The organism is Thalassospira mesophila (assembly GCF_002115755.1).
GTDB lineage: Bacteria > Pseudomonadota > Alphaproteobacteria > Rhodospirillales > Thalassospiraceae > Thalassospira > Thalassospira mesophila.
In genome coordinates, this window is sequence record NZ_JFKA01000001.1 from 972,778 (window position 1) to 988,115 (window position 15,338).

At 55.5% G+C, this 15,338-nt stretch carries 13 protein-coding genes; 4 read left to right on the forward strand and 9 right to left on the reverse strand.

All coding sequences use genetic code 11. From position 1 onward, the window contains the following. The first annotated feature begins 11 nt into the window (after nucleotides 1–11). On the forward strand, nucleotides 12–2,183 hold the full coding sequence (locus tag TMES_RS04305) for a site-2 protease family protein (RefSeq protein ID WP_158091188.1): 2,172 nt from the start codon (nucleotides 12–14) through the stop codon (nucleotides 2,181–2,183). Nucleotides 2,184–2,442: 259 nt separating this feature from the next. Here the strand turns inward: TMES_RS04305 and TMES_RS04310 are convergent, their stop codons facing one another. From TMES_RS04310 to TMES_RS04320, 3 genes are read right to left on the reverse strand one after another with little or no spacing between them, the layout of a single operon-like run. Continuing rightward, nucleotides 2,443–3,501, reverse strand: coding sequence for a 4-oxalomesaconate tautomerase (locus TMES_RS04310; protein WP_085579667.1), 1,059 nt, complete (start codon nucleotides 3,499–3,501; stop codon nucleotides 2,443–2,445). Then, complete coding sequence (locus tag TMES_RS04315; RefSeq protein WP_143589522.1) at nucleotides 3,494–4,165, reverse strand: 4-carboxy-4-hydroxy-2-oxoadipate aldolase/oxaloacetate decarboxylase; 672 nt, start codon at nucleotides 4,163–4,165, stop codon at nucleotides 3,494–3,496. Before TMES_RS04315 ends, TMES_RS04310 begins: the two co-directional genes overlap by 8 nt. Further along, nucleotides 4,165–4,902, reverse strand: coding sequence for a PIG-L deacetylase family protein (locus TMES_RS04320; protein WP_085579672.1), 738 nt, complete (start codon nucleotides 4,900–4,902; stop codon nucleotides 4,165–4,167). The genes TMES_RS04315 and TMES_RS04320 overlap by 1 nt, the downstream gene beginning before the upstream one ends. 142 nt (nucleotides 4,903–5,044) lie before the next feature. Between TMES_RS04320 and TMES_RS04325 the strand changes: the two genes are divergently transcribed. Then, complete coding sequence (locus tag TMES_RS04325) at nucleotides 5,045–6,265, forward strand: LysR family transcriptional regulator (protein WP_085579674.1); 1,221 nt, start codon at nucleotides 5,045–5,047, stop codon at nucleotides 6,263–6,265. Nucleotides 6,266–6,578: 313 nt separating this feature from the next. Here the strand turns inward: TMES_RS04325 and TMES_RS04330 are convergent, their stop codons facing one another. The 5 genes from TMES_RS04330 to TMES_RS04350 all read right to left on the reverse strand — a co-directional run bounded on the left by TMES_RS04330 (nucleotide 6,579) and on the right by TMES_RS04350 (nucleotide 12,394). Beyond that, on the reverse strand, nucleotides 6,579–7,469 hold the full coding sequence (locus TMES_RS04330) for an NAD(P)-dependent oxidoreductase (RefSeq protein WP_085579676.1): 891 nt from the start codon (nucleotides 7,467–7,469) through the stop codon (nucleotides 6,579–6,581). Nucleotides 7,470–7,584: 115 nt separating this feature from the next. Next, complete coding sequence (locus TMES_RS04335; protein WP_158091189.1) at nucleotides 7,585–8,013, reverse strand: tripartite tricarboxylate transporter TctB family protein; 429 nt, start codon at nucleotides 8,011–8,013, stop codon at nucleotides 7,585–7,587. Nucleotides 8,014–8,066: 53 nt separating this feature from the next. After that, on the reverse strand, nucleotides 8,067–9,032 hold the full coding sequence (locus TMES_RS04340; RefSeq protein ID WP_085579680.1) for a Bug family tripartite tricarboxylate transporter substrate binding protein: 966 nt from the start codon (nucleotides 9,030–9,032) through the stop codon (nucleotides 8,067–8,069). Between the two features lie 48 nt (nucleotides 9,033–9,080). Then, nucleotides 9,081–10,556, reverse strand: a complete 1,476-nt coding sequence (locus TMES_RS04345) for a tripartite tricarboxylate transporter permease (RefSeq protein WP_085579682.1) — start codon at nucleotides 10,554–10,556, stop codon at nucleotides 9,081–9,083. Nucleotides 10,557–11,446: 890 nt separating this feature from the next. After that, entirely contained in the window at nucleotides 11,447–12,394 is a 948-nt protein-coding gene (locus tag TMES_RS04350; protein ID WP_085579684.1) for a D-2-hydroxyacid dehydrogenase family protein, read from the reverse strand. A gap of 283 nt (nucleotides 12,395–12,677) precedes the next feature. Here TMES_RS04350 and TMES_RS04355 point away from each other — a divergent pair, with 283 nt between their 5' ends. After that, entirely contained in the window at nucleotides 12,678–12,902 is a 225-nt protein-coding gene (locus TMES_RS04355) for a hypothetical protein (RefSeq protein ID WP_085579686.1), read from the forward strand. A 146-nt stretch (nucleotides 12,903–13,048) separates the two neighbouring features. Here the strand turns inward: TMES_RS04355 and TMES_RS04360 are convergent, their stop codons facing one another. Next, complete coding sequence (locus tag TMES_RS04360) at nucleotides 13,049–14,746, reverse strand: dihydroxyacetone kinase family protein (protein ID WP_085579688.1); 1,698 nt, start codon at nucleotides 14,744–14,746, stop codon at nucleotides 13,049–13,051. A gap of 341 nt (nucleotides 14,747–15,087) precedes the next feature. On the opposite strand from TMES_RS04360, the gene TMES_RS04365 reads away from it, so the two are divergent. Then, nucleotides 15,088–15,338: type II toxin-antitoxin system RelE/ParE family toxin (locus TMES_RS04365; protein ID WP_085579690.1), on the forward strand; the 251-nt coding region annotated here is incomplete at its 3' end.

The window sequence follows — 15,338 nt, forward strand, 5'->3', positions numbered from 1 at the left end:
CGGTGGCAGACATGGCGAGACAGAGCGAGGACATTTCCTTGCCCCCGCTGCGTCAGGATTTGCGCCTGCTGCCTGCAGAGAATGACGAATATGGTGCGCCTTGCTGGACCATTCACGACCCGGTGCGAAACCGGTATTTCCGCATTGGCTATGCCGCCTTTGAAATGCTGCATCGCTGGTCGCTGGGCAAGGCATCGCTTTTGCTTGATCGCATAAAGCACGAAACCGTTTTAAACCCGGACCCGGCCGATATTCGCAACCTGATTACGTTTTTACACGGAAGTGGCCTTTTGCTACGCGTGGGGCCGGATGCGGTCGCAGAATTTTCCCGGATCGCCAATGCAGGCAAACCGCCTTTGTGGAAATGGCTGATCCATAATTATCTGTTTATTCGCGTCCCATTGTTTAGGCCCGATCATTTTTTGGCGCAAACCCAATGGCTGGCCGATTTTTTTGCCTCCAACTTTGTTAAATGGCTGGTAATGGCAATTGGTGCGATTGGCATTGTTATGACCCTTCGCCAGTGGGATGCGTTTTTGGCAACCTTTATGGGATTTGCCAATTTTCAGGGCATTGTTTGGATGGCGGTGACTTTAACGGCGGTGAAAGTCCTGCATGAAATGGGTCATGCCTATACCGCACGGCGCTATGGTTGCCGGGTACCTACCATGGGGGTGGCGTTTTTGGTGATGTATCCTGTGCTTTATACCGACACATCCGATGCCTGGCGGTTAACCAAACGCAGTGAAAAGCTGCGTGTGGCGGCGGCGGGTATTCGGGTGGAACTGATGCTGGCACTGGTGGCGACGTTTTTGTGGCATGTGGTGCCGCCGGGGCCCGCGCGCAGTGCTGTTTTTTTAATGGCATCGGCAACGTGGATTACCACGCTTTTAATTAACCTAAGCCCGTTGATGCGGTTTGACGGCTATTATTTGCTGTCGGACTATTTGCGCATTCCCAATTTGCAAAACCGGGCCTTTGCGATGACCAAATGGTCATTGCGGCAGTTTTTGTTTGCCCTGAATGTGCCGCCGCCCGAACCCGCCAGTGCGCATCGTCGCCGTGTTCTGATTGCTTATTCGATAGCGGTATGGATTTACCGGTTCTTTTTGTTTCTGGGCATTGCGCTTGTTGTTTATCACCTGTTTTTCAAGGTGTTGGGCATTGTTTTGTTCGGGGTGGAAATTCTGTGGTTCATCCTGTTGCCAATTATTAATGAAATAAGGATGTGGTGGAAAATGCGGAGCCACGCCCATTGGACAATTGCCAATATTACCCTGCTGGTTCTTTTGCTGGTCGGGTTTGCCATTGTGGTGGTGCCGTGGCGCACCACCATTTCCGCCAGTGCGCAATTGCAGGCGGCGGGGGATGCCGAAATTATCAGCCCGGCGGAGGGCGTGATTGATGATGTGCTGGTAGAAGAAGGCAGCGTGGTGAAGGCAGGGGATGTTTTGCTGCGCATGCAATCGCCTGAATTAACCAGCCAACGCCGCAGCATGGCCTTGCAACTGCGCGAAGCCGAAATAACCCTGGCCCAATCGCGCAGCAGCACCGAATTTCGCGAAGATGTGGCCAGCCAGATGCAGGAGGTTTTGCGATTTCGCGCCAGTCTGGTCGGGTTAGACGCGCGACAGGCGCAACTTTTGGTGCGCGCCCCGATGGACGGGGTGGTGCGCGACATTACCGATATCGTCCACCCGCAAAGCTGGATTGGCAGCCGAAAAAACCTGATGCGGGTTGTGGATCAGTACGGCACCCATCGAGTGATCGGCTATGTATCGCAGGGCGATGTCATGCGTTTGCCGCCAACGGCAACTGCGCATTTTTACCCCGACCAGATCACCCGGCCGGTTCTGTCGGTGCAAATCGACCGCGTTGACCGGTTTAATTCGCCGATATTGGAAGCCCCGGCATTAAGTTCGACCAATGGCGGGCCGCTGGCCGCACGGCCCAATAATAATGGCAGTTTTGTCCCGGTTGATGCGATTTACCGGGTGTCGGGCTATGTGGTGGCGCTACCAGATAAATCGGCTTTCAGCGATCTGGAAACTGGCGGCAACAAAGGCCGTAAACTGGAAACCATTTTACGCGGCACACTGGAAATTGATGCCCCTGCGCGCAGTTTGGTGATGCGGATGTATCAGGCGGTGGCGGCGGCTGTGATTCGCGAAATGTCGTTTTAGGGTTTCGCGGCGCTCTGGCAAAGCCCCCTTCGCGCGCAGCACACAAGGAGGCGCGATTGTGGAGTGTGGGGCAGGTGATGGACCTTTAAGCGCTGTACTTCATTGTTTGCCTGCGGTGTTATACCTGTTCTGTATGAGGAAGACTCATGGGAAGCTGGTTAGGCGCGACGGCGTCGTGCGTGCGGCTTGGGCAAGGGCTCAATGAGCCCGCCCGCTGACTGAGGCCTCATTGATCAGGTTTGATCAATGAGGTTTGGTGTTAATCGATAAAAACATCTCCATCGAACAGCTTGCGCGCCGTTCGCAAAATTCCGGCCTGGGTAACTGCGCAGGTATCATCAAGGTTAAGAATAACCCCCATTTGTCCGGTGGGATGTTCCACCGACAGCGACAGGTGTTTCCCCTGTTTAATAGATGCGACCTTGCTGGCCGGGCTGTCGGGCAACAGGCAGGCAGTGGCGACACTGACCGCGCCCAAAACGCCGATCGAGGCATGGCAGCGGTGCGGGATGAAGGTACGGGTGGAAAGGGTGCCACCATTTGTGGCGGGGGATACCATCGACATTTTAGGCACCGATGCCTTGGTCACATCGCCCAAATTCATCATTGGTCCGGCGAGAAGGCGGATTTTTTCCAGACGCGCACGCAGGGTTTCGTTGGCTTCAAGTTCTGCCCGGGTTTCCTGGCCGGTAACGCCCAGATCGGATGCCGCCAAAACCACGCAGGGCATGCCATTATCGATCAGGGTGACCGCAATGCCATCAATCATGTCGATCGCATTGCCGGTGGGCAGTAACGCCCCGCAGCTTGACCCGGCAGTGTCGGCAAATAACAGGGGAATGCCCGCCGCCGTGCCCGGCACTCCATCAATGCGGGCGCTGCCGCTGTAATCGGGTTGGCCGTTCGGGGTTTGCACGGTGGCAATCGCGGTTTGGCCGGTGTTTTCCATATAAATGGCCACTTCGGTTTCGCCGTTTTGCCCGGCAACCAGGCCCCGTTCGATGGCAAAGGGCCCCACCCCGGCCAGCATGTTGCCGCAATTTTGTTTGTCGGTGACGATGGCCTGATCGACAAATACCTGCAAAAACAGATAATCAACATCGACACCGGGCCGGGTGGATTTTTTGACAACCGCGACCTTGGATGTTAGCGGGTCGGCCCCGCCCATGCCGTCAATCTGGCGCGGGTCGGGCGAGCCCATGACGCGCAGCAAAATATCATCGCGTGCGGCCGTATCGGCCGGCAGGTCATCGGCCAGAAAATATCCGCCCTTCGATGTGCCGCCGCGCATCCACATGCAGCGAATGGCGCTAGACATATTTGAGCCCCCTGGCGGCCAGTTTTGCCCGCATGTCGTAAATATCAAGGCCGAGTTCCCCCTTCATCAGGCGGGCACGGGTGCGGGCTTCCTTGTCTTCGCGGGCCAATGATTTTTCCAGTGTTTCGGCTGTGTTTCCGTGGGGAACAACACAAACACCATCATCATCGGCAACAATCACGTCGCCCGGATTGACAATGGCCCCGGCAATGCTGATTGGCACATTGACCGAGCCTATGGTTTCTTTGACCGTACCCTGTGCCGAAACCGCCTTTGACCAGACCGGAAAGTCAATTTCGGTTAAATCGCGCACGTCGCGCACGCCCGCTTCGATAATCAGGCCGCGGACCTTGCGAAACATCAAGGATCTTGCCAGCAATTCGCCGAAATAGCCGGTATCACACGGCGATGTCGGCGCAACCACCAGAATATCGCCTTCCTGGCATTGCTCGACCGCAACATGCAGCATCCAGTTATCGGCCGGGGCGATGGAAACGGTTACGGCGTTGCCAGCAACCCGCGCGCCGGGGTAAATCGGGCGCATATGCGACTGCAAAAGGCCGGTTCTGCCCTGTGCTTCATGAACGGTGGCAACACCGCATTTTCCCAAACCGTCCACAATCACCAGATCGGTCCGGGCAATGTTTTGTACAACTTTACCCATCAGAGTTCATCCACTGTGCGCGGATAGACCGACTGGAAACCTTCGGCGTATTTTGCCGCCCGGCCCCCGGCCTGTCCGCCAGAATTGCGCCGGAAATGGTTGGCGCGGTTTTCGGCGACATTTTCATAATAATGCCAAAGGTGCTCCTGTCCTTCCATGCACTGGATGGCAGCCCATTTTTTGTCCCAGACATCGGTGATGTCTAAAAACAGGTCGGGTTTCCATTCCATCTGTTCGGTCTGGTGAGGCTCAAACAGGTAAAGCTGCGGCGCGCCCAAAACCTTTTCGCCGGGGTTATGGCCCCAGGCCTGTGCGATCATGCGGCATTCAATGGCAACCCGGGTCGCCAGGGAATGGTCGGTATTGTAATTATCGACAAAGCTGTGGCTTAGCATGAATTTGGGCTGAACCTTGCGGATGGTATCAACCAGTTTAAATTTGGCATCGCGGCCCACTTCGAGTGGGTAATCGCCCAGATCCATAAATTCGATGTCATGCACACCCAGCGCCCTGGCGGCGTTTTCCGCTTCGCGTTTGCGTTCGGTTTTCACATGCTCAAGCGTGCAGCCGTCGTTTTTCCACAGCTTGGCCGATTCCCCGCGTTCGCCATAGGACAGGCAAACAACGCTGACATTGTATCCCTTGGCAGCATGCAGGGCGATGGCACCGCCGCAGCGCCAGACAAAGTCGGCGGAATGGGCACTGATAACCAGTGCGGTTGGCTTGGTGTCGCTCACGTTTCGAACTCCCTTTCGGATCTTTGATTTTGTGTGCTTGAAACTATGCGGGTTTGCCGGTTTGAGGAAATAGAACCCGTGACAATCGCTATAATTTTTTTCTATAGTTCGTTTGCGATGCGATAAATGTGAAAGTGAATTTATGGATGGTGTGATCCCGAACCTTAAGCATTTGCGGGCCTGTGAGGCCGTTTTGCGCACCGGAAGTTTCAGTGCGGCGGCCAATGAAGTATTCATGTCGCAACCAGCGGTGACACAGGCGGTGGCAAAGCTGGAGATGGTTTTGGGCAGTGTTTTGTTTGATCGTCGCCCCGAAGGGGTGTTTGCCACCGACATTGGCCGTTTGTTTGTCAACCGGGTGGGGCGGATGCAGCATTATCTGGCAACGGGGATGGCGGAAATCATGCGCAGTGCGCGCCGCCAGCATGGGCAAACGGCAAAATTGCATCATTTGGTGACCAGTGTGCAGTTGCGCGCCCTAGTTGCCATTGCCGAAGCGGGAAATTTCAGTTTGGCCGCACGTTCGATTGGTATTTCACAGCCATCGTTGCATCGTGCCGCCCGTGATCTGGAACATTTATGTGCCGTTCCGTTATTTGAAAAAGCCAGTAGCGGCATTTTGCTGACCAAACTGGCCGAAATTCTGGTGATGAATACCAAGCTGGCCTTGATGGAGCTTGATCAGGCTTATGACGAAATTGAAGCCTGGAAGGGTGGGCGCGGCGGACGTGTGGCGATTGGCAGCATGCCGCTGGCGCGCAGTGCCATTTTACCGGCTGCTGTTAATGACCTGTTGGGGCAGGCCCCCGATACCCGGATCAGCATTATTGACGGGCCGTATCGCGAATTGCTGTTTGCCTTGCGCCATGGCGATATTGATATTCTGATTGGCGCATTGCGCGACCCGGTACCGGTTGATGACGTGGTGCAGGAACGGTTATTTGATGACCCGCTGGCAATTGTGGCACGGGTTAATCATCCGCTGATGACCAAGGATAATATCACACTCAACGATTTGGCCGCTTGCGCATGGATTGTGCCGCGCCGCGGTGCCCCAACCCGGGAATATTTTGAAACCATGTTCCCTGACGGCGGACCACGTCCGCAAAGCGTGATTGTGACCGGGTCGCTGGTGTTGATCCGCCGGTTATTATCGACCAGCAACCAGCTAACCATTATTTCGCGCCACCAGATTGCGCAGGAAGAAAAATATGGCGAGTTACGGCGTCTGCCGCTGGCATTATCAGATACGGAACGCCCGATTGGCATTACCACGCGCAAGGGCTGGTCGCCGACCGCCATCCAGCGCGATTTTCTATCCCGCCTGACCGATATTGGCCGCCGGGCGAACGAGATCTGGTAGTGTGAAACCTGCATTAGAGCATATTTCCTTTAATAAGACCCATTCTGTTTGATTTTGACGTGCCGTTTGGCAAGCGGTGTAACGCCGCCAAATGCCGTCAAAATTAAACCCTACGGGCCCGCCCATTCTTCTGCTCGGCTACGTCGAAATCCTTGTCCGTAACTCCGTTACGCCCTGCGGACTTCTCCTTGTCGAGCAGCAGAATGCGCGGGCAGAATGGGTCTTATTAAAGGAAACATGCTCTAAAGCCAAAAAGGGCAGCCGATAAGATCGCTGCCCTTTGCTCGGTTGCCATTTATGTGTGTTGGTTAAATCAGCCATCAAGGGCTTTCAGGATCATGTCGGCGCGGTCCTGATATTCCAGATCACCGGCATTAAGTTTCATGTTGCCAATGCGGCGCTGCCATTGAACGGTGGCTTTTGCCATTTCATTGGCAAGGCCCAGTTCATGCACGGTTAAAGCCACTTCTTCCATTTCGGCCGCCCGGCGAATGCCGTGGGTCATGGCGCGTTCCAGCATATAGCCAGCCTTGGCAGGAAAATCGAAACCGGGATAGGTTTTATCGAGCGATGCCAGAACGGCTTCTTCAACGCCAGCCTTGCGACCGGCCAAAACACATTCGGCAAACAGGGCTTCCATGCCCTTCATCATGATCGAGCGGATCATTTTAATTGACGATCCCGCCCCGATATCACCCTCGACAATGGCCGGTGCCATATCAAGGGCCGCAAGATAGGCAAGGCCCGCTTCGGCATGGGGGCCTGAAAGCAAAAGCGGCGTTTTGTGCAGCTTCGGGTAAACCGGTGCCATGACCGCAACATCGACATAACGTCCGCCAACCGCCTCGATGATTTCGGCATTGCGGCGTTTGGTGCCCGGCGCGCAGGAATTGCAATCAAAGAAAAACGCACCCTTGGGGAAAGACCCGGCGGCATTTTTGGCCACAAGGGCGGCCTGATCGGCGGTGACCAGCGAAAACACGGCATCTGTATCGGCCATGGCGACGGCGTCACTCACAGCACCCAGAACATTCAATTTTTGGTAATCGGCATTTTTGCCATCGCGAATGGCAACATCGGGGTCGTTTGTTTTGATATCAAACGCCTTGAGGGTGGCGGGGCGGTTGGTTTCCCAGCCTTTGATGAAAGCCATTGCGGCTTCGCCAAATCCCAAAAAGGCAACGGCCTGTTGTTTGATTGTCATGGTAGCGTGTCCTTTATGCGCAAAGGGATACGGGGAATAAGCGATACCGACCCCGGACTTTGGCAATATCTGTTTTAAGGTCAGGAATATCGGGTGGACGGGCGGTTTTTCGCGCTCAGGGCAGGGGCAGATCCAGCAGCCAGCTAAATCCGACAAAGCCGATCAAAAACATGCAGGCCCCGGTAACAAGGGCGGCGCGCCAGGCCGGTATGCCATCAAGCAGCACTACACCGAGGGCCGCAAACAGCGACAGGGTCAGGGCCATGCCGATCAGCGGCGATACGATAGAAGCCAGCACGACCAGAGCAATGAACGCCACCAGCTTTATCGGGATTGGTCCTTTGGTGCCCGGTTGTTTGCGCCACGATTGCAGCACATACAAAACGGCCAGCACCAGCCCGAAAAGGGCAATGGCAACAGGCAATTGTGCCGGTCCGACGTCATCGGGCAGGGGGCTTTGCGGCAAGGCCAGCGCCAGATAAAGATAGGCCGCGTTAAAGGCCAAAAAAACAGCGGCCAGAAGAGGTTCATAAAATCGGGTCATGGTCCGTACCAGTGTTGGCTGCGGCCCGAAGGCCGCAGCGCAGAACATAACAGTTATTTCTGGAAACCGGCTTCCTTGAGGAATTCCGACTGGGTTTTAAGCTGCTTTTCCGCCATCGACTGGAAATCACCATCCTTGATCGACAGGTCTTCCTGCTTTTGTTCTTTCATAAAGGTTTTCCATTCGTCACTGGCCTGAACCTTGTCCAGGGCCGCCTGAATGCTGGCAACAACATCATCAGGTGTGCCTGCCTTGACCGAAACACCGCGCCAGACCATGTCGTCAAGGTCAATGCCCTGTTCCTTGAAGGTCGGAACATCGGGGAAATAGCTGGAGCGTTCCTGGGTCGAAATACCCAGAAGGCGGATATCGCCACTTTCAACCTGTGACAGGCCGCTCGACGGCGTCATCATGGCGGCGTCCAAATGATCGCCCATCAGGGCAAGGGCAACCTTGCCCGATGCGTCATAGGGAATCCAGCCTGCCTTGAAGTCTTTGGCGGTCATGAACTGATACAGCATATACTGGTGAAATCCGCCGGTGCCATAGCCGCCTACGCGAAGGCCTTCGGGGTCTTTTTTCATTGCATCGACAAAATCCTGTGCCGACTGCAAATCGGCATCCTTGCGCACAGCCAGTGCCGAAGGCTCGCCCTGCATGGCGCGGACAAAGCGCAGATCGTCGAGCTTGTAGGGCATCAGGTTGCGCGCGATGCTGAATGTGAGCGTGCTGGTGTGAACCAGAATGTTATAGCCATCGGCGGGCTGGTTTAGCACATAGGACATGCCGACAGAGCCACTGCCGCCCGGGCGGTTGACAACCTTGGTTTGCCAGCCCGCCTGTTCATCAAGCAATTTGGACAATTCACGGCCATAGGTATCAAGGGCACCGCCCGCACCGGCCCAAACCACCAGGTTCACCCGGTGTTCGGGGAAATTAGCGGCGTGCGACACGCCAGCGGTGCCAAGCAAGGCACCAAAGACGGCGGTGGAGATGATTTTTGACAATTTCGAAGACATTTTCTTCCTCCCGGGATTTTTGTTTTAGGTCGATTGGTTGGTCGCGTTTTAGCGACGCGATTTCAGCTTGCCCCAGATCGGCAGCAGCAAGCTCAGCACGCTTAGCACAAGGAACAGCAGGCTAAGCGGGGATGTGACGAAGATGGCGTAATCTCCGTGCGAGGTAATAAGCGCGGTGCGGTAATTGGTTTCGATCAGATATCCCAGCACCATCGACAGAATGATCGGGGCCATCGGAATTTTGAATTTTTTCAGGATGTAACCCAGAACGCCAAAGGCCAGCGTCATATAGACATCGAACATCAGGTTGCGCAGGGCAAACGCACCCAGCATCGCCATGCAGCCAATGCCCACCGCAATAACCGAATTGGAAAGGCGCAAAACCCAGCCCCATACCGGCAACAGCAAGGAACCGACAAAAAACAGCACGATCGATGTCATTGCCAGCCCCCACAAAACCGTGTTGACCAGTACAGGTTCACTGGCAAACAGTTCCGGGCCGGGGCGCAAGCCGTGCAAGATAAGCGCCCCCACCAGAACCGCCGTGGTCGGTGACCCCGGCACGCCAAGGGCCATCAGCGGGATCATCGCGCCGCCAACGGTGGCGTTATTGGCCGATTCCGGGGCGGCCACACCGGCAGGTTCGCCCTTGCCAAAGTCGTCGGGGTTTTTGGACCGGCGACGGGAAAAATCGTAGGAAACCCAGCAGGCTATATTGCCGCCTACGCCAGGTAGAATACCCAAAAGCGTGCCGATCACGGAGCCGGAAACAATGGTGCTGCCCAGTTTGCGCCACTGTGTCAGGGACAGCAGGGCAAAACGAACCCGGGGTGTAATGCTATGGGTTTCGGTTTTGCCACCTTCGGCCAGACTAAACGCTTCGGACACGGCAAACAGGCCGATCAACGCCGTCAGGAAGGGAATGCCTTCAAACAGTTCGGGCACGCCAAAGGTAAAGCGCGGCACACCCGAAATGGGATCAATGCCGATGGTGGCAATGGCAAGGCCAAAGGCCCCGGCCAGTAACCCCTTGACCAGCGACCCGCTGGAAAGCGATGCCACCGAGGTGAGGCCAAACAGGCCGACCGAAAAATAGGCCGCCGGGCCAAACTCAAGCGCGACCGATGCCAGCGGTTTTGCCAGTAACAACAGGGCAAAGGCCCCGATGAGCCCCCCCACACAGGAGGCATTCAGCGAAATGGCCAATGCCTCGTTCGCACGGCCCTGGCGGGTCATCGCGTATCCGTCTATTGCGGTTGCCGCCGCTGCCGCCGTGCCCGGTGTGGACAGCAAAATCGCACTGACCGATCCGCCATATTCCGCCGCCATATAAAGGGCGACCAGCAACAACATGCTAAGTTCAGGCGGCATGTTATAGGTAAAGGGGATCAGCAGGGTAATGCCGATGGACGGGCCCAACCCCGGCAATGCACCCACCACCACGCCAACGGCGGTGCCGATAACCAGGCAGGCAAGGCCGGAAAAACTGAAGATAACGGCAAAGGCATCCATAATGCTGCTCATGAATGGCTCCGGTTTTTCGCGCTAACCCGGCGGGCGGGGCGGGGGGCAGGCAAAAGCGGTGTATGGGGCAAAAATCGGGGCGCGACCGCAGGCGCCGAAAAAATCATGCCTGTAACGGCGAATTCGGTCATTACCTTGTTCCTGATTGGCAACCGATACCTGCGACCATTACGGGCGTTCAGGCATAAGTTTTTCGTTTCCATATGGCAGCTATTTTTAAGTGCAATGCGGGGAATGAAAATATGCCGTCAATTCCACGACAGGAGACTTCCCGATATTGCAGCTTGTTTGCTGCCATTTTTTCGTTGGTTTGTGTCTCTGGTGTGCCCGATTTGGGGGCGGATCGCTAATAGAATGTATGATAATCGGTATAAGAAAATTCTAAGTGTGGTGTGTTTTACGGGATGTGATCCGTGATGGTGCAGGAACGGGAAGCAGCAGACATGGCCGGTTTTTACACCCAAACAGGGCAGATGAAGCTGTTTCGGGTGGATTGTTTTTTATGAAAAACACCCGTTGCTTATGCATATGATATTGGGATGATTTTAGCTGAAAAAAGAAACAGGCAGAAGGTCGGGGTGGGATCGACCTTCTGCCTGTTTATCGGCGTGCGCCAGTAAAGGCAGCATATCAAATTGTCATTCGGCGGCCCGATGCTATCGCTGCGGGGCCGGTTTCAATGTTTGGCGTTGACGGCTGACCGGGCGGCGGTCAGGCAACAGGCACAAACAGAATGCCGATACCGCGCGGAACAATTGCGGCTACCGTTTGACGGCGCGGACCATAACAATCACCAGACAAGCCGGCTATGCGCGTTTGGCGTGCCCCCTGTTCTTGAACGGAGAACGCATTGCCAGCGATTTGATATAAAACGTTATTTTTATGTATTTCTAGGTAATAACCCGGATCGGCGCATCGTCCATCCAGGCCAGAACCGCTTCAACCGTTTGTCCATAAAACACCTGCCAGGTTTTACGCGTGACATAGCCCAGATGCGGGGTCAGCAACAATTTGTCGGACCTGCGCAAGGGATGATCGCCGGGCAGAGGTTCAGCGTCGTAAACGTCAATACCGGCCCCGGCGATGGCGCTGGTATTAACCGCATTCAGCAGGTCATCAACATTCACAATTGGCCCGCGCGAGGTGTTGATTAAAAAGGCGGATGATTTCATTTTTGCAAAATCAGGCTGCGCGATCAGATTAACGGTGCGATCAGACAGGCGTTGATGAATGGTGATGAAATCGCTTTTTGCCAAAAGCGCATCCTTGCTGGCTTTTTGCACACCCAGTTCAGCACATCGCGCCGCCGTCAGGTTTTCCGACCACGCCATGATGTTCATATCAAACGCCTTGGCAATTTGCGCAACTTTACCACCTAATCGGCCCAAACCAATGATGCCAAGGGTAGACCCCGCCAAATCCTGCCCCAACCCGGTTTGCCAACCGCCGCGCCGCATCGATGCATTTTCCGGCACAAGGCCGCGTGCCAGCCCCAATATCAGGGCAAAGGTCAGCTCCGGCGTCGCGGTGGAGGGGGATTCGGTGCCGCACACCACAATGCCATGCTGCTGTGCTGCTTCCATATCAATGGCGTCGTTGCGTTTGCCGGTGGTCACAATCAGTTTCAGATTGGGCAGGCGCGCAAGCACCGCAGCGGTCAGCGGGGTGCGTTCGCGCATGATGCATAACACATCAAACGGGCTTAACCGGGCCACAAGGGCGTCAAGATCGGTAAGGGTGTCATGAAACACGGTGATCTCGGCACGGTTTTCAACCGGCGACCAATCGGCAGATGCGCGGGCCAGATTTTGATAGTCATCAAGAATTGCGATTTTCATGGTGGGTCCGTTTTTTGTTGGGCGTTCCTGCCCTTATGAACCGATGAATTTTGCCGTTTGTCACGCAAATTCGATGTTTTTAACGCCGCGGATTTGATGCATGTGAAAACCGTATTGGCGCAAGCTGGCCAAGCCGCCCCCAGGCGGTCATTGCCGGACCCAACGATACAGATTGGCAACCCGTTACCGGCTGTTACATATCAGCGTTGCAGAATAAAAAGTATGCGTGTGCCAACGATGAGACCATAACGCACGTAACTGATGCACATGAGAGTCTTTGAATATGGACTGGTTCCCTATCGTTTTTGGTACGTTTAAGGTTGTCGCGTTATGCGTGGCCATGTTCTTCGCCATTAAGTGGCATTACGATCAAGGGAAAAAGGGGGACCGGCGCGCGATGCTGCGCTCGGCTGCCAAGATGGCAGTGCTTTTCGTACTGGCGGCACTGGTCGTAGGGGGCTTCACCTTTGCGCTTGCCTGGATGCTCGGTTTGGACCTGAGTTACTGATACGGCATCATAAATGCGTGGGCTCCCGGAGGGCCGACAAAACCCCGTCAAATTGATCGGGTTTTGTCAGCCGTCTGAAACACCTGCTGGCGTTTCGGGTTTTGCAACGTACATGTCCTGATGTGGCGGTAACACGCGGTGCGGCATTACAGGTTATCGGCAATTTCCTGCATCCAGATGGCCACGGCAACAGCGCCACCGTCGGGCACGCCCACAGCACGATCACCCAGATAACTGGCCCGGCCCAGTTCGGGGGACATTTCGGCGGTTTTATCCGCCCCCGTACGCGCCGCATCACAGGCGGCTTGCCATGCTTCTTTTCCAGATTTATCTTTGGCAGCGGCCTCGTTAAAGGCCTTGGCGGCGGGCAACAATGCATCAAGCATTGTCCGGTCGCCTTCTTTTGCGCCGCCAAGTTCGGCAATGGCGTTGGCGGCAATTTCAAAGGCTTCGGCCCATTGCGCGGGCGCAGGCGATGCGACGTCTTGCAAATGGCGACCGGCACGGATCAGGGCATTGGCATAAAACGGGCCGGAACTGCCCGCAATTGCCTTGCGCAACGCATTGCCCGTGGCAATCAGGGCCGTTGCCGGGGTTGCCCATGCTTTGTGCGGTAATTCCAGAATGGCATCCGCCCCGCGTTCCAGGCTGGCCCCCAAATCACCGTCACCGGCTTTGGTATCCAGATCAGTCAGGTGGGGTTCTTCGGCTTTCAGCTTTTTGGCAACGGCGCGGCCTGTGTTTTTGATCTTGTCGGCCAGTGGCCCCCGGTCGGGATAGGTAATGTCATCGCTGCTGCCCGCAGGGTCTTTGACTTCACGGCGCTTGGCGGCAATGGTGCCGCTGCCCGGCCATGCCCGTGCGGTGGTGGCGTCGTCAAGCAGGCGGGTCCGGGTATCGTCGAGTTTTAATACCGATAGCGAACAACCCGGCATATCAAGCGCGCTTAACAACGTGCCGGTCCAGACCCGCTGCACATCCATTTTCTGCTCGCGCAAACAGGCTATGGCGTGGCGGGTCATAATCGCCAGTTCCATGCTCGACGTGCCGCCAAGGCCATTGACCAGCAAGGCAACTTTGTCGCCTTTGCCAATTTTGCGGTCTTTGATAATGGTTTTCAGGATGGTTTCAGCCAGTTCGTTGGCTGTGCCGATTTTGCGTCGCTCCACCCCTTTTTCGCCGTGAATGCCAAGGCCCAGTTCAATCTCGTCATCCGCCAGGGTAAAACCGGGTTTATCGGCACCGGGCAGGGTGCAGGCCCCAAGGGCAACCCCCATCGACCCCAGGTCACCGGCGGCTTTACGGGCAATATCGGCAATTTCTGCCAGCGATTTTCCCGCTGCGGCGGCACCACCGGCAATTTTATGGATCAAAACCGTCCCGGCGATGCCGCGCCTTCGATCTTCGCTCACGGTTTGATGCAACGACACATCATCGGCCACCACGACAATTTCAACCGGTATGCCCTCGGTCTGGGCCAGTTCAGCTGCCAGCCCGAAATTAAGCCGGTCGCCGGTATAATTCTTGACCACCAAAACCGCGCCAGCAGGCCCGGCGCAGGCGCGAATGGCATGCAGCACGGCATCCGTCGAGGGGGATGTAAACACATCGCCCGCCACAGCCGCCGTTAACATGCCCTTGCCAACATATCCGGCATGGGCCGGTTCGTGTCCGCTGCCCCCACCCGAAATGATGGCAACAGGGCGTTTGTCCGGCTCGGGCAGATCAGCTTGCAAAACCACGTTTGCTTGCTCCAGCAATGCCAGTTCGTCCGAACCATCCACCACACCCTCGAGCATTTCGCGTACAACATGGCGCGGGTTGTTGATCAGTTTCTTGGACATGATTTTTCACCTGCCTGTCTTGGAGTTTCCTGAATCTGGATTTCTTCTTAACAAGTTAATCCAAAAATTGTTTGAAGCCAGTCTTCGGGGAAAATGCGGCTATCGTGTGAGAGCGCGGGTGTGTTTTTAATTAAGGTGGCAAGGGCGCACATTTCGAGGAGTGTTTTGCCCTGACACAGCTTCGAGGTTTCCCCCGTATTTTTTGCTAAATTACATCCCCCTCTTGTCGGCGACAACGCAGGCATCAGTCGGTCCGGCGATCGGGCGATCGTTCCATCTCAGCTAGGGCTTTCTTGATTTTTGTACCATCAGGTGGTACAAAAACTTCTTGGAGTAGATGGATGATCGTGAGCTTTCGGGACGAATGGCTACGTGCTTTTTTTGTTGATGATGTATCCTCACGGAAAATACCGGCGGATATTGAAAGCCGTTTGTTTCGCAAGCTTCTGATGATTGACGACGCCGTAACCGATCAGGACTTGCGCGTTCCACCGAGCAATCACTTTGAGAAGCTGCGCGGTAATCTGGCGGGGTTTCAGTCGATCCGTGTCAATCAGCAATGGCGTTTGATCTTTCGTAAGCGCTGCGTGCA

Coding starts and splice junctions, on each gene's coding strand:
- TMES_RS04305 (WP_158091188.1), top strand. CDS start 12: ATGGCGAGACAGAGCGAGGACATTTCCTTGCCCCCGCTGCGTCAGGAT.
- TMES_RS04310 (WP_085579667.1), bottom strand. CDS start 3,501: ATGTCTAGCGCCATTCGCTGCATGTGGATGCGCGGCGGCACATCGAAG.
- TMES_RS04315 (WP_143589522.1), bottom strand. CDS start 4,165: ATGGGTAAAGTTGTACAAAACATTGCCCGGACCGATCTGGTGATTGTG.
- TMES_RS04325 (WP_085579674.1), top strand. CDS start 5,045: ATGGATGGTGTGATCCCGAACCTTAAGCATTTGCGGGCCTGTGAGGCC.
- TMES_RS04330 (WP_085579676.1), bottom strand. CDS start 7,469: ATGACAATCAAACAACAGGCCGTTGCCTTTTTGGGATTTGGCGAAGCC.
- TMES_RS04335 (WP_158091189.1), bottom strand. CDS start 8,013: ATGACCCGATTTTATGAACCTCTTCTGGCCGCTGTTTTTTTGGCCTTT.
- TMES_RS04340 (WP_085579680.1), bottom strand. CDS start 9,032: ATGTCTTCGAAATTGTCAAAAATCATCTCCACCGCCGTCTTTGGTGCC.
- TMES_RS04345 (WP_085579682.1), bottom strand. CDS start 10,556: ATGAGCAGCATTATGGATGCCTTTGCCGTTATCTTCAGTTTTTCCGGC.
- TMES_RS04350 (WP_085579684.1), bottom strand. CDS start 12,394: ATGAAAATCGCAATTCTTGATGACTATCAAAATCTGGCCCGCGCATCT.
- TMES_RS04355 (WP_085579686.1), top strand. CDS start 12,678: ATGGACTGGTTCCCTATCGTTTTTGGTACGTTTAAGGTTGTCGCGTTA.
- TMES_RS04360 (WP_085579688.1), bottom strand. CDS start 14,746: ATGTCCAAGAAACTGATCAACAACCCGCGCCATGTTGTACGCGAAATG.